Consider the following 21,493-nt stretch of genomic DNA (forward strand, 5'->3'; position numbering starts at 1 on the left):
CCTCCCATTTTAAATCGGAAATGTTGTATTTGAATCATTTTAAAACAGAAGCTGCTTTAATACAAGCAATTGAAGAGTATATCTATTTTTATAACTATAAACGGTTCCAAAAACGACTCAACCATCGAGCTCCGATAGAATATCGAATCTCGATGGCTGCTTAGTCTTTTTAACATTGTCTACTTGACAAGGGTAAGACCATCCTAAGTCTCTTTTTAATATGATAAGAAAACATCCGTAACGCTTCCTAATTATTTACTTGATTCGTTTGAGAATAGTATCTTTTGAAACATAATTTACTAACAGATATAAGCATATTCTACTCTCTTACAAACAGAATATATCCGCCATACAATTTTTTGCTTATGAAAAAGTTTATACGCTTTAGAATTTGTTATTAGAACCTTTACATATAATAGATTTAATTATGAATTACGTTTCGTTTTCAACGCATAACTTCCTTGCTTAATAGCTTATAATGTAGCGGAAATTCTCTATTGTTGAATCTTTATGCTCAGAACTCCTTTGTAAATGATTAAAATAGCTATATGAAAATTTAAATTGATGCCCGAAATCCCAATCTGAGCAGCTATGATCTTTAAGCCAAAATAATTCTTCCGTCGGTAACACCTTCGCTTGTTTTTTCCTAACTAAAGGTAAGCAATCGACAGGAGAATTTAATTGAATAGGCTCATCTATTTTAAGATTTTGAGTTCCTCTTAGAACCTCAACTAGTTTTAAAAGCGGTATTAAACCTCTCTTAAAAAATGAAGTATGCCCCAAATCATATAAAATATTTAAGGCGTGCGAGAAAGTAAGCATATGTCCAATCAAATCATGATGCGCCTCCGCCCTATAAATAACTTTAAATTTTGAGAGCTCCTTTAAAATGAATTCTGATAGTTTCTTAGGATTATTAATAGAAGAAATTGTATCATGATTATTTATTTTGAGTCGCTTCACTTCCGAAGTTGTATAATTAATCCAGGATCTCCCCGGAATTGTTTTGTCAAAAGAACAAATGAGATTTGCTATACCTTCAATATCTTCCTGTGTTCCCCAATTACCAAGTTCATAAATCGCTAATAAGCTTAAAGAAGCATAAATAACATTATGCCCCACCCAATGAAGCTCATTAATATTTTTTTCTAAAGCTATTAGAATCATATTTTCAGCTTCTCGAATATTAATTCCAGGTAGAACACCAATTGTCTGTCCTAGAGCATGTTTATTGAGCATCATAGTAGTTTGAGCGCTAATATTATTCACTATATCTAACGATAAATTGTTCTCTTTACTAAAAAAGTAGCTAGCAATAGCTGCAACTCCAAAATGCGCATGCCAAATATCATTTGTTTCTTTTTTACATCGAGATATTATTGAAAGTCCACTTTTCAAAGTATTTATATTTTGCATATAGGTCCCGCCTTTTAAAACATACGTTTCAATTTTCTATTACTACTAAGGCTCTTAATTCCTTAGAATACATCGCTCAATATATTTTATATTAAACCATGTATCCCTACTCTTTTTACAATTGTTATTAATCTACATCAATCGTTTTTACTTAACAATCTTACCACAGCAAAAAAGCATGACAATTTTATATCATACTTTTTGTTCTTTATTATACAACTTCTTTATAGATTCCATATCTACACCTTTCTTAAAACCATCTAACTGTTAATTATGTACAATTAAACCATTGGGCCGAAAGCGACTCATCATAATTTCATCAATAAACTTACCACGAGCTTTTAAACTCCCCTTTTTTATACCTTCTTCTCTAAATCCAACTTTTTCATATAATACTTTTGCCCCAGGATTTATTTCCAAAACACCAAGTTCTATCCTCTCTAACATTAACCAGTTGTCTGCAAGGTCAAGCATTTTCGTTAGCAAAGCTTTCCCAATGCCCTTATTATGATATTAACTATCTACACCAATGAATAAATCTCCCGAATGTGATCTTCGTCCTTGTCCTTGCGTTAAACCGACAAACCCAACGACTTTTCCATCAAACTCCGCAACAAATTCAAATTGATTGGATGCTAAATTTCGAATTCTATTTTCCATTGCATCCACCCGCATACTAGGTAAGAAAACCATATAAGGTAACACTTCATTTTGTACGCATATACGATGAATTGTTTTAGCATCTTGTACCTCTACTGCTCGAATGATAACTTCCATCATATTCTCTCCTCCCACTTCATACAATAAAGATTCTTTATCATACAAAAAAATCCTACTTGAACATAGTTAATTTGATAAAATGACAACATTTCTGGCAGTTTTTGATTGTTCACTTAATCCTGATGTTTCAATTGAATCAAATGAGAGCCTTTTCCCTTTTGATAAATATCTAAAATTATCTGGAAACCTACTCAAATCCGGTGCAATTGAGCTAAAATGCACAAACACAAGCTCTCCCTCAGTTCTATCTATTGAACTACCCCCACCTACCTCTACAAGAAAGAGCTTGAGGTGGGGGATTCTCCTGTCTCTATCCTCACAAAAACAGTTCCTCTCGTTCAACAAAGAGGATACAACGATATAGAGTTCGGTAGTGTCTGTATAGAATGTAAGACGACCTATTCTATCTTCCGACGAAAGGCAAACAAAATAGGTACCGCTACTTTTTCTTATATCGAGGCTAGAACACTTTGTCATGCATCCAGTTCCTAGACTTATTATCTGCTCTGGTAATAAGCGTAAAAATCTGGGACAAAGTGTTCTGTTTTATCCTGCAAATCGTTTTGCTAGTTTTTTCTTTTCATTTTCAAATAAGTGTAACCGTTCGATTTGTAAGACTTCTTTCGGTTGATCTACATCGTATAGCTGATAGAAATAATGCGTGCGAATATCCAATTGATTGTTTAATTGATGCCAATGACTCCAGTGATGTGCGTCTTTCTTTGGAATATAAGGTTGAAGCACCCGGGGTACTTTTTCTTTATACCCTAATCCACGACGCCCAATTGTAAAGGCCGCGGATTGATGAATAGAGATGCCGAATTTCCGCATATATTTCATCTTTCCGGAGATTGAAGTGTACGCGGGATTCACTTGAAAGACAGCCACGCCCTTTTTATTTGCACGATTCAGAATTGCACTGGTCATCTTCTCATACGCGAACATACTCTTCATTCGATTGGTTCGCTTATTCCCATATCGATTTTCTGTTTTCGATTGGGTCGTATCTAGTTTCTCTAGTACAATTGGTTTGTTATACCGCTCCGCTAAGTCCACTAAGCGAATCGCTTCCACTTCGATGATTTTTGTGATTTGTCCGGTGGATTTACCCATGATAGAAAAACGAAGAGAACCACTTCCTTTGTAATTTCCATCCTTCGTTACATTTGCCCAAGCAAAATGTTCAAGATTACAATCTACACCGATCACACCACCTGATGTACTGTAATTCGTGTGTGGATTTTCCGGTACATCGACTAAACATTTCACAATATAATAGGAACCATAGTCTTCAACAGACCATGCAATCGGTTTGCCATGCTTTTTCTTATTCTTACACTGTAATTGGGTTGTGATTACTTCTTCAATTATTTCTTGCCCATACGGGAACGTAACAGCTGGAAACATAAGTGTTTTCCCGGAACTTGTCGTCATCCATAATTCTTTTGTCTCGGGCACATACTGAAATACAAAATTGCCATGTTTGGCATCTTTCCGTCCAGATAGGATCAGTTGTTTATTTCGAGCACGGGAAAATAATATTTTCCATTTGTCATGGTTACGTACAAACTCGCGGATGGTAAATTGCGAGCGAAACAGTTTTTTGCTTCCAAATACTGCGCTTGGAATATACGTTTGATCGGATAAAAGTTTTTGCGTTAAACGGGATTGTCTGTGAGTGAGATGACCGATTTTCGCCTGAATTCTTTTAATTTGAACATCTAAGTATTGGTGTTCAAACAGATATTCACTCAGCCAAATTAAGGTGTCTTTTTTACGAGATAAGGAGATGAGGTTGTTGTGCTTCGCGAAGCGGGTGTTTTTCGGAAACGTCAGCGTTCCTTTCACACAACTTTGTTTGATTTTGCGAAGGTTTGTTAGTTTTGTCCGTTCTTGTTTCAACTTTTTCTTGAGCTTCTTAAGCTTCTCTTGCGTTTGCTTCTCATATCGTTTTTGTAACGCCATTAAACCTGTAAACAATGCCTTTGCTTCTTGCGCCGCACTGTTTGCATAATAATCATTCAATTGATAGTTCCACTTGAGAACGAGATGAAGACTGTCTGGATACAACTTACGGTTCCAACGTTTTTCACGAACAATCGTTTGAAATGCAAAACGTTTCGCCTGATTAAATGTTTCGATTGTCTCTTCCAATGTATCTACCATTTCATGCGGTACATCTATCTTGTAGATCCGTTTCGAAAAATACGCTTTCTTCACCTGTTCTCACTTCCTTTTATTTGATAAGATCATTATACACCGATTCAAACGTATGTTCTGCAAAAAAAGAGACGTTTTCTTTAAAAAGAAAAAACCGAGAAGACCCCCACCTTCACTTCGTTTAGAGGAGGGGGTCTTCTCGGTTAAAATGATAAAATTCTCCCATATCCTTCTTCTTTTTTAAACCATTCCACAATACCTTCACATTTTTCTTTCATCTGCATCTCCCTTCATTTTCTAAAATCTAACCTCAAAAATACATCCTTTTTTTGATTCATATTATATTCATAATAATGGATTATTTTCCCTTAATTAGTATATAATACTTAAGTTCATAGTTTGTTTTAAGGGGGAGTATAAAATGACAACACTAGGAATCATTCGCCATGGCAGCACACATTGGAATAAGGAAGGTAGAGCACAAGGAAATTCGAATATCCCACTTGATCAAGACGGATTCAATGATGCTTTTAAACTAGCAGAACGTTTAGCCACAGAAAATTGGGATTTCATTTATTCTAGTGATTCACTAAGGGCAAAACAAACCGCCGAAACAATAGGAAAAAACATTGAAAATATAGAAATCCATTTTGACCCTAGACTTCGTGAAGTAGGTGGTGGCCAAATTGAAGGAACAACTGAAGAAGAACGAATTTCAAAATGGGGAAAGGATTGGAGAGAACTCGATTTAGGAATAGAAAGTACCGACAGTGTCATAGCCAGAGCTATACCTTTTATTGAAGAAATTACATATAAATACCCTAACAAAAATATCTTAATCGTTAGCCATGGCGCATTTATTAAGCATCTTCTTAAAGAATTAGTACCGCATTTGAGCATGAATGATTCTCCAAAAAATACATCCATTACTAAAATTAGAAAGCTAGAGAACGGATGGGATTCAGAATTATATAATTGCACGGTGCATTTAGACTAAAATTCTAACAAAAAAGAAGACCTATTTTATAGGTCTTCTTTTTTGTTTTTTAGTTATTTACAAATACGAGATACCAACTATTTATATAGTGCTTAAATCTTTTCCAATTATCCCATAAGAAACCCCATCTTTACTTGACTGAAATAGCTCAAGTATATTAATCTAATTTAGTTTTTCATATAGAAAACGAGCTGTTTAATTACTTACTTGTCTTGCTGTTTTAGTCTAATGCTTTTCTCATATGATAATTGGTCAGAGTAACACCTTTACGCTCTACATCTTGTACACAAACTATACTGTAACCACGTCGTTGAAAAAAAGATTTAGCAGTAATACTTGCATTCGTAATGATTTCTCGTAACTTTAACTTTCTAGCTTCAGCTTCAATTTTATCAATTAAAGCCGAAGCTATTCCTTTTCCTTGATAATTTTTATGAACATAAAGTCGATCGAGATAACCTTTATGTGTCATATCACTAAAGCCCACAATCGTATCATTTATTTTGGCCACATACGTGATATTTTGAATAAAAGACTCTCGCCAAATTTCAATTTTATTACATTTCTCTTCTTGAGGTGCCCACACATCTAATTGGATTTTCGAATAATCTTTTGCATTCACTGAATGGACTGTCTCATAGAACAAATTAATAATCTCTTTGGTATCTTGTTTATTAAATTTTATAATTTTCACACATACTAGCCCCTCTTACAAACTAACTTTTCTGTAAACACTCTCATTCATAAAGCCAATCATCACAATTATTAACTAATTCTTGCAGCTCTTCTATAAACATACTAGCATGATATCCATCACAAACAGCATGATGAACTTGTAACGAGATAGGTAAGAATATTTTATTTTCTTGATTAAAATATTTTCCACCTGTAATGATAGGTAATAAGAAATTATTATCATTATTTATATTTAAATTAAAGCTCGTGAAACTAACCCAAGGGATACTAGATATGGGAAAAGAATTTGGTGGGATATTTTCTTTTGTGAAAAACCCTTTAACATCACCATATTGCTTTCTATCATCTTGATAATTTTGATAAAAAATACTGAATTCGTTAGAGAACTCGATCCATATACTCGAAAAAGATTTCGTATCATTATGAAATATTGTATAACTAGGTATCATTTTATCCCAGTATCCTAAAACCCCTTCATCGTTAAAGCAAGTCCGAAATTCTTTATGAGCATTGACTGTCCTACTGACCATATAAATTAAAACAGGATATAGTTTTATTTCTTTTTTGCGAAGTTGTTTCAATAACTTCGTAATGTCTATATTAGCCGTCATGCTAAATGTACATTTTAACTTTAAGTAATGTTCAAAATATAGCTTTCTGTCCCAATTTTCTCTGTCAATTATATGAAATTTCATCTCATTAGCCTCCTAAAATTATACTTTTTATTTTAGAAGGCTAATTATCTTGTTTTCACCAAATTATTCACCTCTTCATGAAGCTTTGTAAAACATAAAGTCTAGTATCTATTACCTACTATACAGTATACTTAAATTTATATACCTTATATTCTCCATTATTGGATGAAAACTTTAAAATATTTCTGTCTTCTGGAATCCCCTCAAAATAAGCACCGATACAGCCAGTTGTACACCTGTGTCCAGATAACAAAATATTTAACTCTCTTTTTCTATATTTCACTTCAAGATCACGCATAAAGCTAAAAATTCTTTGCACATAACTGTTACTATCTTCAACTCCATTATAAATACTAGAATCAGGGGCGCCTCCAGCCATTCTCACTTCGTCTTTTCTTAATCCGTCTGCCTCCCCTAAATCAAAAACATCAAGTCTTATATCTGTTATTGCTTCTATCCTTGTTATGATCTCTGCTGTTTGAATCGCTCTTTCTTGCGGAGAAGAAAATACATAATCAAATTTTATATGTTGAAGCTTATCCCTTAAATGTTCTGCTTGCTCTATGCCATGTGTATTTAATGGTAACCCTAATCTCCCCTGCAGTTTTCCTTCTTTGTTCAAGTTTGTTTCCACGTGTCTAATCACATAAATCATCGCTACCCCCTCCCAGTTATTTTTATCCCCCTTGATTAAAAAATTACTTTTGATTACTGTTTTAACTTCCTATAATACAGAATCAAATATATCTACTATTTATTGATTTCCTATTTATAATTTTAACATTATTATCCAATTACTAATAACCACAATCAATTAAAATCCTATAATTCGTTATTTCTTTGGTTGTAGCAGAAATAACGCTAGACCAATTAAAATGAGTACAATACCTATACCTTGTTGTAAAGAAATGACTTCATCCAAAATGTAATATGCGAGGATACAAGTTCCAATTGTCTCTCCTAATATACTCATTGAAATAACTGAAGTACTTAACCATTTCAACAACCAATTGAAAATGGTTTGCCCTAAAATCGTTGCAATCAGGGCTAATCCAATAAAAGACCACCATGTTTGTGTAGAGTAATTAAAAAAGGATGTTTTTTGACTGAAGGCAAATATCCCTAAAAACAAACTACTACTCCCATAACTAATAACTGAATATGGAACTAGAGATAGCTTTTTACGAACATGCTGGCCTACGAAAAAATAAGCAGTTATGATTCCAGCAGCAATAAAAGCTAATATATCGCCAAATAAAGCCTGACCACTAATTTGAAAATCTTGCCATCCAATAACAATACTTCCAGCAATCGCTATGAGACAACCTACTACAGCACCTTTACTGAATCTTTCTTTAAATAGAAAATAGCCTCCAATCATCGAAAACAGTGGCTGTAATGTAACGATAACCGTTGAACTTGCTACAGAAGTGTAATGTAGTGATTCAAACCACAAAACATAATGTGCTGCTAAAAATAATCCTAATAATAGACCAAGTCCCCACTGCTTTTTTGACAATGAACATAATTCATTTCGATTTTTTTTACTGATTAATAAAAATGGCACAAGCATGATTGTAGCAAAAAATAGTCGATAAAATGCTGAGATTGCCGCTGGTGCCTCTGCTAACTTTACAAAGATTGCTGAAGTTGACAATGCAAATACCCCAAAAAATAAAATCGCGTAAGAAAGAATTGGTGATTTCAATTTTAAATCCTCCGATGCTTCGTTTATAATAATATAATGTATACATTATAATGCACAAGAGTAAGTATAAAACGATTCTGTAATGAAAGACAGTGTAAATTACTTATGTTCAGTATGTCAGCACAAAAAGATTAAAACATACATTATGATGGAAAGGAGTTTTTACTATGATCAATCATCGTCTTGGCCAAACCTTATTAAGCTATCGTAAGAAAAACAATATGACAATTCGTGAGTTTGCTGATTATGCAGGCATCAGTACATCACTTATTAGCCAAATCGAAAGAGGACAAGCAAATCCGTCGTTAAACGTACTAGAATTAATCGCTAAAGCATTAAATGTACCATTGTTTACACTTTTTATTAATGATATTGATACAGATTCACTCATTTCGAGAAAAAAAGATCGTAAGAAAGTATATCGTGAAAATAACGATCATATTGTCTATGATGTGTTAACACCGGATTTCATGAAAGCACGTATTGAACTCTTAATGATGGACTTAAATGCACACGCAATCACTACGGAAAGCCATTATTCGCACGAAGACAAAGAAGAAATCGCTGTTGTCATGAAAGGACAAGCGTATGTTGAACTAGAAGGAATTGAATATTTTTTAGAAGAAGGTGATGTAGTACGTATTCCGCCAAATGTGAAACACCGATTTTTGAACAAAAGTGATGAAATAAATCATATTTTATTCGTATTAACGCCTTCTTTAGCTTAATAACTAAAGATCTCTATTCTTATTTTCAATATGTAAAAAAAATATAACAAGTAATAATATTTTTATTAAACAAACACATACATTTCATTACAAACAAAAAAAGATTCCTGGAGTTTAAAAGGAATCTTTTTTGATAACGTGATAATACAGTTATTTAATTTTTCACTGCACCTAAAAAAAAAAATAAAGTCGTTAAAGTCTAAGTGTTATTGCGCAATCGCCACTTTAGGTGAATAAGAAAATATAGGAGTTGAGGATGCTTCATTTACTTTTTATTTAAAAAAACCGGTACAGAGTCAACATTTTTTAACCACCGATATTCCAGACCATTTATTCCACCTTTTACCCATACATCTCCCTGCTTCTCCTTTTCAATCTTGACTATCATATACTTTTTTAAGTAAGAGCTATTATTTTATAGAAGTGATCCCGATGAAGCACTTCATGGTAATTTTCATCTCTATTTTAATATCAAATATGATTTCCGACCTAATATATTTCCTGATCAATCTAAATTATAATTTGTTTATTGATAAATTTGATTTCTTATTGTTCATATTGAATTTTGGAATTTATTTAAGCGTCTTTTTACCAATATACTTTCTTTTAAATAAACTTCTATTAAAAGAATAGAAGTGACTTTAATAATCATTTTCTCAAGTTATTTACTAGCAGTGTTTTCTCCTCCTGCTAGTAAATACGTAATATCCAATAAAAAACCAAGGGAAACTCACTTACCCTTGGTTTTTTCACTTTCAATATGTTATCATGCATCTAATTTTTGTGATTGTTCTTCCTTCTTCCATAGCTTACCTGGTCAGAAAGCAAAATGTCCTAGAACAACGGTAATAGCAAGTACAAGAAGAGGTCGTACAATAAAAGTAGCCAGCAGTACACCTATTGCTGTAACAATACCAAATTGAACAATCCCTTGAATTGGTAAAGTAGCTAAAACAGCTAACGCTCCTGCTAAGATTAAGCCTGCTGATGTAATCACACTCCCCGTTTGAATTACCCCATTTCTGACTGCTTCAAGGTTACTTAACAATAGTTTCTTTTTACAACAAATAAATAGATATCTTTTTTCACTTTCTCTAGAATTACTTCCTAATAATGTGGACTAATCTCTTTCCTATCACAGTAAGCTGAAAATGAAGGTTACAAAAATGGAGTGTGATAATATGGAACGGTTATGGATCCCGATGATCGTTACGTTTTTTTCATTTGGTGGGTTACTATTAGGCGGAGCTGTTGGCCTTGCCACACGTCAACTGATTGAAGAAAAAATGCACTGTTTATACGCGCTATGTGGCGGCATCTTATTTGGGTTATTATCATTAGAAATCATTCCAGAAACTTTTTCGAGCTATGAAATCATTGGTCCTATGCTCGGAATTACCATTGGTATATTAATTATGAGTTTACTAGATAGTTATTGCCATCACCCTATCATACATAAAAAAGTCAAGCATGCATGGCAAACTTTTTTATTTCTTTCCTTCGCCATTTTTATTCACAACATGCCGAGCGGATTTGCATTAGGGGCTGCCTTTACAAGTCATAACGAAACTGCAATTCCCTTCTTATTTGCGATTGCTATACACCATATTCCAGAAGGATTAGCTTTAATCATTCCTTTTCTCTTTACACAACATAAATATATTTCATTTCTATTAACAATTTTGCTATTATCAATTATCCTCGGCACTGGTACACTCTTTGGAATGATGATGAACGGGAATGCACTTCACTTGCAAGGATTAATAATGGGGAGTGCGATTGGTTCTTTAGGATATGTCACAATACATGAGATGTTATGGAAAGCGAAAAAACACCTTTCTCCTCTCCCTTTCCTTTCTTGGTCTCTTAGTGGGTTTTTACTCATAACCGTCTTTACTCTTTTCACTGGTCATCATTAAAATAAGGATTCATTTTTGTATATTTTACCTATTTCTTCAAAACATAATAGTATCTCAATGTACAAGGAGGATCTATTATGTTTCGTAAAACAGCGGGCGAAGCATTAGTTGATTTGCTTATCGAATGGGGCGTTGATCACATTTACGGCATGCCTGGAGATTCAATCAATTCTATTATTGAACCTCTTCGGAAAAAACAAGACAAAATTAAATTTATTCAAGTTCGCCACGAAGAAGCCGGTGCTTTAGCGGCCGCTTCCTATGCAAAATTAACAGGTAAACTCGGCGTTTGTATGGCGATTGCTGGACCTGGGGCGATTCATTTATTAAATGGATTATATGACGCGAAACTAGATCAAGCACCCGTTCTCGCAATTACAGGGCAAGTGGAATCAGATTTACTCGGAACTGGATTCTTCCAAGAAATAAACTTAGAAAGAATGTTTGATGATGTGGCTGTTTATAATCAACGAATTATGTCAGCTGAACAACTCCCTGCAGTTGTAAACCAAGCCATTCGTATGGCGTATACAAAGAAAGGTGTATCTGTTCTTACTATACCAGATGATATTCCGAAGTTTGAAGTGGAAGCTGGTGCGCGTATAACAAGTTCTTCTTTTACATTACCCGAACTCTTCCCGCAAGAAGAGGATCTAAAGCTGGCAAAACTAGCACTAAATGAAGCGAAAAAACCTGTTATTTTAGCTGGAAAAGGAGCAAAACATGCGAAAGAATCTTTACTTGCATTCGCAGAACATATTGGCGCTCCAATCGTTTTAACACTTCCGGCAAAAGGGATTATTCCAGATGAACATCCTCTTTGTATAGGCGGATTAGGGTTAATTGGGACAAAACCGTCTTACGAAGCAATGAAGCATGCAGATACATTAATCATGGTCGGTACTTCTTATCCTTTCACTGGCTTTTTACCTGAAAAAGCAAAGACACTTCATATTGATACAGATCCTGCGCAAATCGGAAAGCGTTATGCGACAGATATCGGCCTAGCTGGTGATGCAGATAAAACATTAAATTGGTTTTTAGCAAATGTAGAAAAGCATCAAGATCATTCATTCCTAGAGCATCATCAAGAACTAATGAAAAAATGGGAAGAAAAATTGCATAATCAAGAAGAGGACTCTTCTACACCAATTAAACCACAAAGGGTTATGCATGCCCTGCAGCATGTTGCGCACGATGATGCCATTTTATCAGTAGATGTGGGGAATGTTACAGTATGGGCTGCTCGTCATTTTCGGATGACAAATCAACAATTCATCATCTCTAGTTGGCTCGCTACACTCGGATGTGGTCTACCTGGGGCAATTGCCGGGCAACTTGCTTATCCAGATAAACAAGTCTTTGCAATTTGCGGTGATGGTGGATTTGGGATGACGATGAATGATTTTGTTACTGCCGTTAAATATAAATTACCAATTATCGTTGTTGTCTTAAATAACAATAAAATCGCTATGATTAAATTCGAACAAGAAGTAATGGGAAATGTTGAATTTGGTACAAACTTAGCAAACCCTAATTTTGCGAAATATGCCGAAATATGCGGTGGAGTGGGTTACCGTGTTGAACATATCGATGAATTACTTCCTGCTTTTGAAAATGCAGTTAAGCAAGATAAACCTTGCATTATTGATGTAGTGGTAGATGTAAATGAAGCACCGATGCCTGCCAAAATTACATTTGGGCAAGCAGCAGGTTATACGAAACATATGTTAAAGGAGTTATTTGAAGAAGGAAAACTTGATTTACCACCTTTGTAAAATTGAAAAAAGATAGATGGGAGCAGATTACTCTCATCTATCTTTTTTATTTAGATACTTTTTGATGGAAAGAAAAATCTTTTCTTTCACTTTTCATCTGTTTTTCAACGTCGTTCTTGCAAAATTCTCTCGACAAAATAGAATTTTTATACCGAAAAACTTGATACCATTTTGCCCAATCATACCTTCTGTCTTCCAAATAATATATGGACAAAAATACAAGGAGAGGGACATATGGCTGATTATTTTTATAAATATGGTAAAAAGTATTATAAAAAACAATCGTATTCTCACCATCAAAAAGATAACTGTTTTATCGAAACCCATACAATAACTGGTTCAAATACAACTTTAAATTTCAACGTACCAGCTAACACTACAAGAACTGCTTTTGAAGATTTCACTAATAATCACAATAAAACATTACTTGATTTTCGCGTTCCTGGTACTTCTCAACCAATTGAAGTAACTATCCGAACAAGAAGTTCTCGTATGCCCATTACAGTAACAATAGTTGCAGGTGAAACCAGGGTATTCCAAGTAGAGGATTTCCAAAGCCTCACTCTCACAAATAATACTAATATCGTTAGCAACATTGCTATATTTATTCAAAAAACATTTTGTATCTGCTGCAATAATCAAAAAGATTATCGTAAAAAGTATTATAAAGAACAATCGTATTCTCACTATCAAAAAGATAACTGCTTTATCGAAACTCATACCATAGCTGGTTCAAACACCGCCCCAACTGAAAATATACCTTTAACTATTATCGTACCTCCTGGCGCTTCAAGAAGAGTTTTTGAAGATTTCACCAATAACCACAATAAAACATTAATTCAAGTATCTGTTCCCAGTGATGTCAGCTCGATTGAAGTAACTATTCGAACAAGAAGATCACCCAGACCAATTACCGCCAACCTTGTCCCCAATGAAACAAGAGTATTTCAAGTAGAAGATTTCCAAAGTCTTACTCTCACAAATAATACCGAAATTCTTGATTTTATTGAGGTATTGATCAAAAAAACATTTTGCATCTGTTGCAATGATAAGAGGGATTCGTGTAATGAATATTACTGTGATTGTGAATGTGATTGTTAGATTAACTCACCAAAAGAATCCTTATAAAGGATTCTTTTGGTTTTTCCCCATTATCATCTAATCATTCACATTTATTCTTCATTTCTTAACAAAATTCAAATTTAGTATTAATTCATGTATTTTCACAACTTTATTTTAGCTTCCAAGACCCATCCCCTTTCTTCCACTGTCTCTTCACCTTGCCAACATAAGAAGGACTACGATCATACATAATACTGATACCTCTTGTATATTTAATTCACGAACTCGATTCGGAGCAAGTCCAAAAGAAGTCTTTTTTCTCCTGCCTCCTCAATAATGACCTTCTCATAAAGCCAACAATCATATGTAACTTCAAAAAAACACACCACTTTATCAAGTGGTGTGCTCTTACATGTATAGTTAATTATCTAGATTTTTTATGATAAATCTCCTCCTGTATACCTTTTATAAATGCAGATAGCGAAACCACTTCAGATTTTTCTTCACCATACTTGCGTACATTTACCGCCCCATTCTCCATTTCTTTATCTCCTATAACAAGAACGCATGGTATCTTTTGAATCTGAGCTTCTCTTATTTTATAACCTAGTTTTTCATTACGAACATCCCGTTCGACGCGAAGACCAACGCTCTGTAATTTTTCTTTAATTTCTTTTGTATATTGTTCATGTACTAGAGTGGAAACAGGAATTATTTTTACTTGAACTGGAGCTAACCATGTTGGGAATGCTCCTCCAAAATGTTCTATTAATATTCCTAAGAATCGATCAAAAGAACCTAATACAGCGCGGTGAATCACAACTGGTCTTCTTTTCTCATTTCTTTCATCAATATAATTTAAATCAAATTTCTCTGGCATTTGGAAATCAAGCTGAACTGTTCCACATTGATGACTTCTTTGTAAAGCATCTTTAATGTGAAAATCGATTTTTGGTCCGTAAAATGCGCCATCTCCTTCATTTACTCTGTAATTATAATCTAATGATTTCAGCACATTCTCGAGAGATGATTCAGCTTGATTCCATAGCTCATCATCACCCATTGAGTCTTCAGGTCTTGTTGAAAGCTCAACTTCGTATTCAAAACCAAATGTTCTATAGACATAGTCAATTTGTTTTAACACTGACTTTATTTCACTTTCTATTTGTTCAGGAGTCACAAATAAATGTGCATCATCCTGACAGAATGTACGAACTCTTAGTAGTCCGTTCAATGCACCGCTGAATTCGTGACGATGCACTTGACCAAATTCACACATTCGAATTGGTAAATCACGATATGAACGTAGTTTATTTTTAAATATCAACATATGTCCAGGACAATTCATCGGCTTTAATGCAAAACTTTTATTGTCTACCTCTGAAAAATACATATTATCTTTATAATGATCCCAATGCCCCGATTCTTCCCACAATCCTTGATTCATCATTAAAGGAGTACGAACTTCTTGATAATCATATTTTTGCTGTATTTCTCTTAAAAAGGACTCTAGTTCATTACGAATGATTTGCCCTTTTGGTAAATAAAAAGGCATTCCTGGTGCTTCTTCTGAAAACATAAATAGTTCCAGTTCGTTTCCGAGTTTACGATGATTTCTCTTCGCTGCTTCTTCTACAAACTGCAAATAGCTTTCTAATTCTTTTTGCGAAGAAAACGCAACACCATATATACGCTGAAGCACCTGATTATTACTATCTCCACGCCAATATGCACCGGAAACATGAGTTAATTGAAATGCTTTCAAATAACCAGTTGACGGTAAATGTGGACCACGACACAAATCAATAAATTCTCCTTGTTTATAAATTGTAACAACTTCACCTTCAGGAATCGCTTCTAAAAGTTCCAACTTCAAATGATCATTTACATCTTGAAAAAGCTCCTCTGCTTCTTTTCTAGTAATTTCAACTCTCTCTATTTTTAAATTTTCATTCACAATATTCTGCATTTCGTTTTCAAGTTTAGGTAAGTCTTCAACACCTATACTGCTTGAAAGGTCCACATCATAATAAAATCCATTTTCAATAACAGGTCCTACACCAAATTTCACATCACCATATATTCTCTTAACAGCTTGAGCTAATATATGTGCAGCAGTATGTCTTGCAACTTCTATTCCTTCCTCTGAATCAATAGTTATAATTTGAATTTCTGCATCTTCTTCAATATTTCGGTGTAAATCAAATAATTGGTCATTCACCTTTCCGGCTACTGCTTTCTTTTTTAAACTAGGACTAATCGAGTCTGCAATTTCTTCTAGAGTAATCCCTTTTACAAAATCTTTCGCACTACCATCTGGAAAAATAATTTCAATCATCTGTTCTCTCATTTTTATCGCTCCATTTCATAATAAAAAAGCACGCTCGTCCCTAATAATAGGGACGAGCGTGCTTTTACCCGTGGTTCCACCCAGATTCCCATCATACTTCATCGTACAACGGCTTCTTTTGCGGTAACGTCGCTTACACGGCACTAGATACTTTTATTTTCCCCAGTGCAGCTCTAAGGTGGTAAGTTATTTCTCTGCGTTAGGAAGTTCTCAGCATTCCTTCCCTCTCTGTACAACCGGTAAAAATAACTCGTGTCCTTTTCTTCGCTTATTGATATATAAAATAAAAAAGCATACCCATCCCTAAATAAAAGGGACGAATATGCTTATATCCGTGGTTCCACCCAGATTCCCATCATACTTCATCGTACAACGGCTTCTTTTGCGGTAACGTCGCTTACACGGCACTAGATACTTTTATTTCCCTAGTGCAGCTCTAAGGTGGTAAGTTATTTCCCTGCGTTAGGAAGTTCTCAGCATTTCTTCCCTCTCTGTATAACCGTTAAAAATAACTCGTGTCCTTTTCTTTGCTTTTATAATACATCCATTAATTGTTATTTACTATATCCTATTCATTTTATTTTTGCAAGTGTCAAAAAATATTTTTTGTTCAATAAAGTGAAACTTTAATCAGTAAGGGTTTTCCTCATCCCCACTGATTATTAGCCCTCACCAATCGAGCTTTTACGGACAGTTCATGCGGGATAAAAAAAGGAAACCAAAAACAATTTTCATGTTTTTTGATTTCCTCTATCTTTTTTACCAATCTTGTGGTTCGTAGTTTAAGTCTGCAAATAATCTTTTTTTCTCTTTCTTCGTTAAATCTCTCCACTGTCCAACTGGTAAATTATTCAATTGGATATTCATAATTCGCGTACGTTTTAATGTGTAAACTTGATAACCTAAAGCTTCACACATACGACGAATTTGGCGATTCAATCCTTGTGTTAAAATAATTTGGAATTCATATTTTGATAACTGTGTTATTTCACAAGGAAGCGTTTTTGTTCCTAAAATTTTAACACCCGCTGCCATTTGTTTTAAAAATTCAGGTGTAATCGGTTTATCTACTGAAACAATATATTCTTTTTCATGTTTATTTTCAGCACGTAAAATTTCATTAATAATATCGCCATCATTCGTTAACAAAATTAAACCGTCTGAATCTTTATCAAGACGCCCAACGTGATTAATTCGTAAAGGATGATTCACTAAGTCGATAATATTACCTTTAACTGCCTTTTCACTTGTACATGTAATACCTACTGGTTTATTTAAAGCGATATACACATGGTCTCGAGCAATTCGAAGCTGCTCTCCATTTACTCGCACGTCATCACCTGGTTGTACTTGGTCACCTATTTTTGCAACCTTTCCGTTAATAATTACTCTTCTTTCATTAATTAACTTATCTGCTCCACGTCTAGATGCTTTTCCAGATTCACTAATAAATTTATTTATACGCAAGTTAGGCACATCCTTTTCCCTAAAAATTTCAAGCTCACACTGCTTCTACCGTACAATACAAAAGGGTAAGCCTCCTATTATAACTTAAATATATTAACATGAAAGAGTATATGGCGTCTTCTATAAATTTCATGTTTAAAAGAAAAGAATTCGTCTTGTTGAACTACATATCAATAATACATTCACTGCACGCCTTCTACTTTCAAACTAACAATTCATACAACCATAACTACTAAAATCATTTATTCACTTTTTTTATAATTAATATACAGACCATTCTTTTATACACGTAACTTGCTTTCCATTAATATTTTCAACATCCTCGGTTACATGAGCTAACTCATATAATCCTGGGAAAAAATTTTTCACATAACGCTGATGTGACATTTCATTTTCCCAAAAAGAAAGGACGACATAGCGATTAGCGTTTTTAAGAGATCTTCCCACAACGCCGCCTAACATTCCTTCTGATTTTTCCATTCCTTTGTTCCAAACTGTTTCTTGTATATGCAAAAAGTGCTGTTCTCTTCCTCTTTTCACATCACAAACTGCCGCTCTAACAAATAGGTTTTCTGCAAGTACATTCGTAAACGGAGTAGCTTTCATATCAAATAACGTTTGAAATAACTCTATTTCACAAGATAAATATGTATCTTTTTGATTGCTATTATGAAAAATTCGATCATGCATTTCATTCATAAATTTTTGATATGTATGCATGTTTTCCCATACAGTAAATACACAGGCCTCATCTTCATTCCAGCCTCCGAATTGTCCATGAAATCCCTCTAGATTTTGTATACTTATCCATTTCTCTTGCGCCTCTGAAAACAAACCCTTTTTCTCTTTTTCTACCTGACAAAATATCGTTTTTATTAACATACGGATCCCCCTTACTATACATTCCATATCCCTTTTGCGATGCTTGTTACTTGTCCTCCTACAAAAACCTCAATTACATCTTTTATTTCTTCTGCTCTAATATGTAATAATGAAGATCGTTTTATCTCATATCCTTGTTCAACACGCAAATTTATTTTCTTTTTGCCAAAATACCGATGTTTTATTACATATGCTGCTAAACATCCATTCGAGCTACCAGTTGCTGCATCTTCCGGAATACCATAATACTCTGCAAAATCACGGACATTCAGATCATTTATTTCTTCATACGTTTCAGAGGTAAATACCATAATTCCTTTTGCTTCTCTTTTTTCGATTAGCTTAAAATATTTTTCTTTATTGATTTGAACTTCTTTTACAGCAGCTAACGATTTTAATGGCACAAGAATAACTGGTAAACCTGTTGATACTTCTTGAATTGGATATCGAAGATCTATTTGAGAAATCTCAATATTTAGTACCTCTGCAATCATATCTCTATCCAATTCTCCTCCAAATCTAGGTTCATTTTGATGCATCCATACTACATTTTTTTCATCATAAAAAGTAACCTGTATAGAACCACCTTGAAAACGTAATAGAATATTTTCAAGCGTATCATTTTGAAGAATTTCTTTTCTAAGTACAAAAGCAGTTCCTAATGCAGGATGTCCAGCAAAAGGTATTTCTTCATTTGATGTAAAAATGCGTACATCATACCCTTCATTCTTCTGCTCTTTTGAAAGAATAAATGTTGTTTCAGCATAGTTTATTTCCTTTGCTATTAACTGCATTTCCTTACTTGAAATTTGATGAGCATCTACAAATACTGCAAGTTGATTACCTGTATACTTCCCCTGTGAAAAGGCATCAACAATGTAAAAATCCATCTTTCTCATTTCTCCCTCACCTATATCTAAAAAAACAAAATTTATTTGTTTGCATAATAAAATTATGATTCATCCTATCCGCTATTATTTAAATAATGTTTCGCTTCTTTTAACATCCAATCTCCAAAGTTATCTAAAAACGCTAAAATTTCTATTATGTCATCTATAGGATCAACTGCATATTGCAGCGCTTTCCTCATATTTTGTTCTTGCTCTGGAAAATGCTTACTGAACAACTCATACGCTGGATAAAGGTCTCTAGAATAAAGCCCTTCTTTATCAATTGTTAATGCTAATCCTGCTCTAACTACTATCTTCATAATCCAGCGACAACAATCGGTTATATCATCACTGCCTTTATTATGAATTAACTCTCCACAAGCTTGTTCGATTTGTGACTGTAAATGTATAAGATGTTCACGAGCTAATTCTTGACTTACTTTATATTTAGGTAGCTGTGACCTTATATCTTCACCGAATAGACATACTCCATGTGTTTGAATCATAAAACTTATAAACGAAAAACGACTGGAATGTAATACTTCTTCAACATCATAAAAACTCAATTCCACACCAGATATACAACCAAATTTTTGGAGCAGTTGTTGCTCTATATTTTCACTCCATTCCAAATCTATTTCTTCAGGCGCTTTTCGAACTAATATAATCATATCTATATCTGCATTCCCCTCTATTCCAATCCCTCTTGGAACAGATCCTCTTATATAAATGCTATGAAGGTCATCCTGCAGCAAATGAAAACATATATCCTTTACTTGTTGTATAACTTTCAAAAAGACTGGCTGAATATTATTGATATGTGAATCATTAATAATGTATCCCGTATCATCCACAGGACAAAAAACACCTATTTTCTTAATAATTGACAACTAATCAGCTCATTTCTATATAAAGGTATTATGTACAAATCGATTATAAAACAAAAAATTCAGAAAAATAACTTTGTGAACGTTACTTTTGTTGGATTAATCCTTTGTCATATACACTTTGAATTAGTTTTTCTAGTTTCTCTTCAATGGGGTGTGCCTGATTATCAGGTACCTTTCTTCCAGCTGAATTGAATTGCGGACCACACTGTGACTGTGTAATTTCTAGTTTATTAAAAGGCAACGTATGTTCATTAGGTTCTCCTGCGTGGTTTGTAGAAGCCCCGTTTGACATCATATGAATACAAGATTGATCTAATTTTTTGCGATTTCCGTTCTTATCAACCGTAAAATACTGATCATTTACCATGCCATATTTCATATCTTTGGTAGATGTGATAGCAATTCCTTCACTTGTAAACGAAACAACCTGAAACCCATCTTCTATTTCAAGCGGTTTGGCGTCTGGTACATTATATAGCACGACCAAATCTCCTTCATAGCCTTCAGGAATCAAGTACTTGACATCGGTTGTTTCTTTATGAAACATACTGCAACTTCCCAACAACATTAAAAAAATCGGTACTATACACGTCAGAATCCGTTTCATGTGATCCATCCTCTTCTCTATCCTTTTTTGTTTATCCTAATAGATACTATTTTTGCACACGTGAGAAGCACTCTTCTCGATTTGCAAATTAACTGACAAAAGGAAAGTTTCATAAAAGGTGCTACCTAGCAACTAGTTCTTTTCGCATTAGAATATAACTAAAAAGATAAGTAAAATTTGTGATTCCAAACAAGATAAATATACTGGGAGTCATTAGTAGATACAAACTTAAAAGAAAGGACCAAATGAAAGCTATTAACATTAATATTTTTTTTGAAATAAAAAAAGAAACCATCGCTATACAAGCAGGAAGAACCAACATAACTAAAGTTATTAAAACTGTCCTATCATTCTCTTGATTTGAATAAGGATTAAAAAAGTTTAAAATAATCCACAATAATATTGATACTATCCCCGCAATCAATCCAAAAACGGGTGACTTTTTTCGCATTCCAAGTTCCTCCTATT

General features: G+C 33.9%; 19 protein-coding genes, 2 pseudogenes and 2 other annotated features. Of the genes and pseudogenes, 6 read left to right on the forward strand and 15 right to left on the reverse strand.

From position 1 onward, the window contains the following. A partial coding sequence (locus tag LOK41_RS29320; protein WP_481748825.1) for an IS3 family transposase occupies positions 1-164 on the forward strand: 164 nt, incomplete at its 5' end. Between the two features lie 301 nt (positions 165-465). Here the strand turns inward: LOK41_RS29320 and LOK41_RS19325 are convergent. The 3 genes and pseudogenes from LOK41_RS19325 to LOK41_RS19335 all read right to left on the reverse strand — a co-directional run bounded on the left by LOK41_RS19325 (position 466) and on the right by LOK41_RS19335 (position 4,416). Beyond that, positions 466-1,416 carry a hypothetical protein gene (locus tag LOK41_RS19325; RefSeq protein WP_241817891.1) on the reverse strand — a complete coding sequence of 317 codons (951 nt, stop codon included), beginning with the start codon at positions 1,414-1,416 and terminating at the stop codon, positions 466-468. A 267-nt stretch (positions 1,417-1,683) separates the two neighbouring features. Continuing rightward, positions 1,684-2,193, reverse strand: a pseudogene (locus LOK41_RS19330) (GNAT family N-acetyltransferase). 549 nt (positions 2,194-2,742) lie between these two features. Beyond that, positions 2,743-4,416, reverse strand: a complete 1,674-nt coding sequence (locus tag LOK41_RS19335; RefSeq protein WP_241817892.1) for an IS200/IS605 family accessory protein TnpB-related protein — start codon at positions 4,414-4,416, stop codon at positions 2,743-2,745. Between the two features lie 361 nt (positions 4,417-4,777). Between LOK41_RS19335 and LOK41_RS19340 the strand changes: the two genes are divergently transcribed. Further along, the gene (locus tag LOK41_RS19340) at positions 4,778-5,353 is read left to right on the forward strand and encodes a histidine phosphatase family protein (RefSeq protein WP_241817893.1); all 576 of its coding nucleotides are present in this window, start codon (positions 4,778-4,780) and stop codon (positions 5,351-5,353) included. 220 nt (positions 5,354-5,573) lie between these two features. Here LOK41_RS19340 and LOK41_RS19345 read toward each other — a convergent pair whose 3' ends face one another. From LOK41_RS19345 to LOK41_RS19360, 4 genes are all read right to left on the reverse strand, one after another. After that, a complete protein-coding gene (locus LOK41_RS19345) occupies positions 5,574-6,047 on the reverse strand; it encodes a GNAT family N-acetyltransferase (protein ID WP_241817894.1) in 474 nt (157 codons plus the stop codon). Positions 6,048-6,090: 43 nt separating this feature from the next. Continuing rightward, entirely contained in the window at positions 6,091-6,744 is a 654-nt protein-coding gene (gene catA / locus LOK41_RS19350) for a type A chloramphenicol O-acetyltransferase (protein WP_241817895.1), read from the reverse strand. Positions 6,745-6,862: 118 nt separating this feature from the next. Next, the gene (locus LOK41_RS19355; protein WP_241817896.1) at positions 6,863-7,399 is read right to left on the reverse strand and encodes a histidine phosphatase family protein; all 537 of its coding nucleotides are present in this window, start codon (positions 7,397-7,399) and stop codon (positions 6,863-6,865) included. 177 nt (positions 7,400-7,576) lie between these two features. After that, positions 7,577-8,452 carry a DMT family transporter gene (locus LOK41_RS19360; RefSeq protein ID WP_241817897.1) on the reverse strand — a complete coding sequence of 292 codons (876 nt, stop codon included), beginning with the start codon at positions 8,450-8,452 and terminating at the stop codon, positions 7,577-7,579. 167 nt (positions 8,453-8,619) lie between these two features. Here LOK41_RS19360 and LOK41_RS19365 point away from each other — a divergent pair, with 167 nt between their 5' ends. After that, positions 8,620-9,180: a helix-turn-helix domain-containing protein gene (locus LOK41_RS19365; protein ID WP_241817898.1), complete on the forward strand. Its 561-nt coding sequence runs from the start codon at positions 8,620-8,622 to the stop codon at positions 9,178-9,180. A gap of 817 nt (positions 9,181-9,997) precedes the next feature. On the opposite strand, the pseudogene LOK41_RS19370 reads toward LOK41_RS19365, so the two are convergent. After that, positions 9,998-10,216 (reverse strand): annotated as a pseudogene (locus LOK41_RS19370) (MMPL family transporter); the annotation flags it as partial. A 145-nt stretch (positions 10,217-10,361) separates the two neighbouring features. Here LOK41_RS19370 and LOK41_RS19375 point away from each other — a divergent pair. The 3 genes from LOK41_RS19375 (at position 10,362) to LOK41_RS19385 (ending at position 13,978) form a co-directional block, all read left to right on the forward strand. Then, entirely contained in the window at positions 10,362-11,099 is a 738-nt protein-coding gene (locus LOK41_RS19375; protein WP_241817899.1) for a ZIP family metal transporter, read from the forward strand. Positions 11,100-11,176: 77 nt separating this feature from the next. Further along, entirely contained in the window at positions 11,177-12,877 is a 1,701-nt protein-coding gene (locus LOK41_RS19380; RefSeq protein ID WP_241817900.1) for a pyruvate oxidase, read from the forward strand. A 234-nt stretch (positions 12,878-13,111) separates the two neighbouring features. Then, complete coding sequence (locus LOK41_RS19385) at positions 13,112-13,978, forward strand: exosporium protein D (RefSeq protein ID WP_241817901.1); 867 nt, start codon at positions 13,112-13,114, stop codon at positions 13,976-13,978. Between the two features lie 385 nt (positions 13,979-14,363). Here the strand turns inward: LOK41_RS19385 and thrS are convergent, their stop codons facing one another. The 7 genes from thrS to LOK41_RS19420 form a co-directional block, all read right to left on the reverse strand. After that, on the reverse strand, positions 14,364-16,289 hold the full coding sequence (thrS, locus tag LOK41_RS19390) for a threonine--tRNA ligase (RefSeq protein WP_241817902.1): 1,926 nt from the start codon (positions 16,287-16,289) through the stop codon (positions 14,364-14,366). A 45-nt stretch (positions 16,290-16,334) separates the two neighbouring features. Continuing rightward, positions 16,335-16,563 (reverse strand) — a binding site (T-box leader). A 35-nt stretch (positions 16,564-16,598) separates the two neighbouring features. Further along, positions 16,599-16,826, reverse strand: a binding site (T-box leader). Between the two features lie 222 nt (positions 16,827-17,048). Continuing rightward, a complete protein-coding gene (gene rluF / locus LOK41_RS19395) occupies positions 17,049-17,756 on the reverse strand; it encodes a 23S rRNA pseudouridine(2604) synthase RluF (protein WP_017149579.1) in 708 nt (235 codons plus the stop codon). A gap of 261 nt (positions 17,757-18,017) precedes the next feature. Beyond that, positions 18,018-18,638 carry a DUF4937 domain-containing protein gene (locus tag LOK41_RS19400; RefSeq protein WP_241817903.1) on the reverse strand — a complete coding sequence of 207 codons (621 nt, stop codon included), beginning with the start codon at positions 18,636-18,638 and terminating at the stop codon, positions 18,018-18,020. A gap of 14 nt (positions 18,639-18,652) precedes the next feature. Beyond that, positions 18,653-19,537, reverse strand: coding sequence for a PhzF family phenazine biosynthesis protein (locus tag LOK41_RS19405; RefSeq protein WP_241817904.1), 885 nt, complete (start codon positions 19,535-19,537; stop codon positions 18,653-18,655). A gap of 65 nt (positions 19,538-19,602) precedes the next feature. Further along, positions 19,603-20,418: a nucleotidyltransferase family protein gene (locus LOK41_RS19410; protein WP_241817905.1), complete on the reverse strand. Its 816-nt coding sequence runs from the start codon at positions 20,416-20,418 to the stop codon at positions 19,603-19,605. 82 nt (positions 20,419-20,500) lie between these two features. Next, positions 20,501-21,025, reverse strand: coding sequence for a DUF6843 domain-containing protein (locus LOK41_RS19415; protein WP_241817906.1), 525 nt, complete (start codon positions 21,023-21,025; stop codon positions 20,501-20,503). Between the two features lie 121 nt (positions 21,026-21,146). After that, positions 21,147-21,476, reverse strand: a complete 330-nt coding sequence (locus LOK41_RS19420) for a hypothetical protein (protein WP_241817907.1) — start codon at positions 21,474-21,476, stop codon at positions 21,147-21,149. Between the last annotated feature and the right edge of the window lie 17 nt (positions 21,477-21,493).

Origin of the sequence: Bacillus sp. TL12, from assembly GCF_022625245.1 — a bacterium.
Lineage (GTDB): Bacteria > Bacillota > Bacilli > Bacillales > Bacillaceae_G > Bacillus_A.

What these genes read in the sequence shown, in the direction of transcription:
- LOK41_RS19380 (WP_241817900.1), top strand. Translation starts at nt 11,177, where the DNA reads ATGTTTCGTAAAACAGCGGGCGAAGCATTAGTTGATTTGCTTATCGAA.
- LOK41_RS19385 (WP_241817901.1), top strand. Translation starts at nt 13,112, where the DNA reads ATGGCTGATTATTTTTATAAATATGGTAAAAAGTATTATAAAAAACAA.
- catA (WP_241817895.1), bottom strand. Translation starts at nt 6,744, where the DNA reads ATGAAATTTCATATAATTGACAGAGAAAATTGGGACAGAAAGCTATAT.
- LOK41_RS19325 (WP_241817891.1), bottom strand. Translation starts at nt 1,416, where the DNA reads ATGCAAAATATAAATACTTTGAAAAGTGGACTTTCAATAATATCTCGA.
- thrS (WP_241817902.1), bottom strand. Translation starts at nt 16,289, where the DNA reads ATGAGAGAACAGATGATTGAAATTATTTTTCCAGATGGTAGTGCGAAA.
- LOK41_RS19415 (WP_241817906.1), bottom strand. Translation starts at nt 21,025, where the DNA reads ATGAAACGGATTCTGACGTGTATAGTACCGATTTTTTTAATGTTGTTG.
- LOK41_RS19400 (WP_241817903.1), bottom strand. Translation starts at nt 18,638, where the DNA reads ATGTTAATAAAAACGATATTTTGTCAGGTAGAAAAAGAGAAAAAGGGT.
- LOK41_RS19340 (WP_241817893.1), top strand. Translation starts at nt 4,778, where the DNA reads ATGACAACACTAGGAATCATTCGCCATGGCAGCACACATTGGAATAAG.
- LOK41_RS19405 (WP_241817904.1), bottom strand. Translation starts at nt 19,537, where the DNA reads ATGAGAAAGATGGATTTTTACATTGTTGATGCCTTTTCACAGGGGAAG.
- LOK41_RS19365 (WP_241817898.1), top strand. Translation starts at nt 8,620, where the DNA reads ATGATCAATCATCGTCTTGGCCAAACCTTATTAAGCTATCGTAAGAAA.
- LOK41_RS19420 (WP_241817907.1), bottom strand. Translation starts at nt 21,476, where the DNA reads ATGCGAAAAAAGTCACCCGTTTTTGGATTGATTGCGGGGATAGTATCA.
- LOK41_RS19375 (WP_241817899.1), top strand. Translation starts at nt 10,362, where the DNA reads ATGGAACGGTTATGGATCCCGATGATCGTTACGTTTTTTTCATTTGGT.
- LOK41_RS19355 (WP_241817896.1), bottom strand. Translation starts at nt 7,399, where the DNA reads ATGATTTATGTGATTAGACACGTGGAAACAAACTTGAACAAAGAAGGA.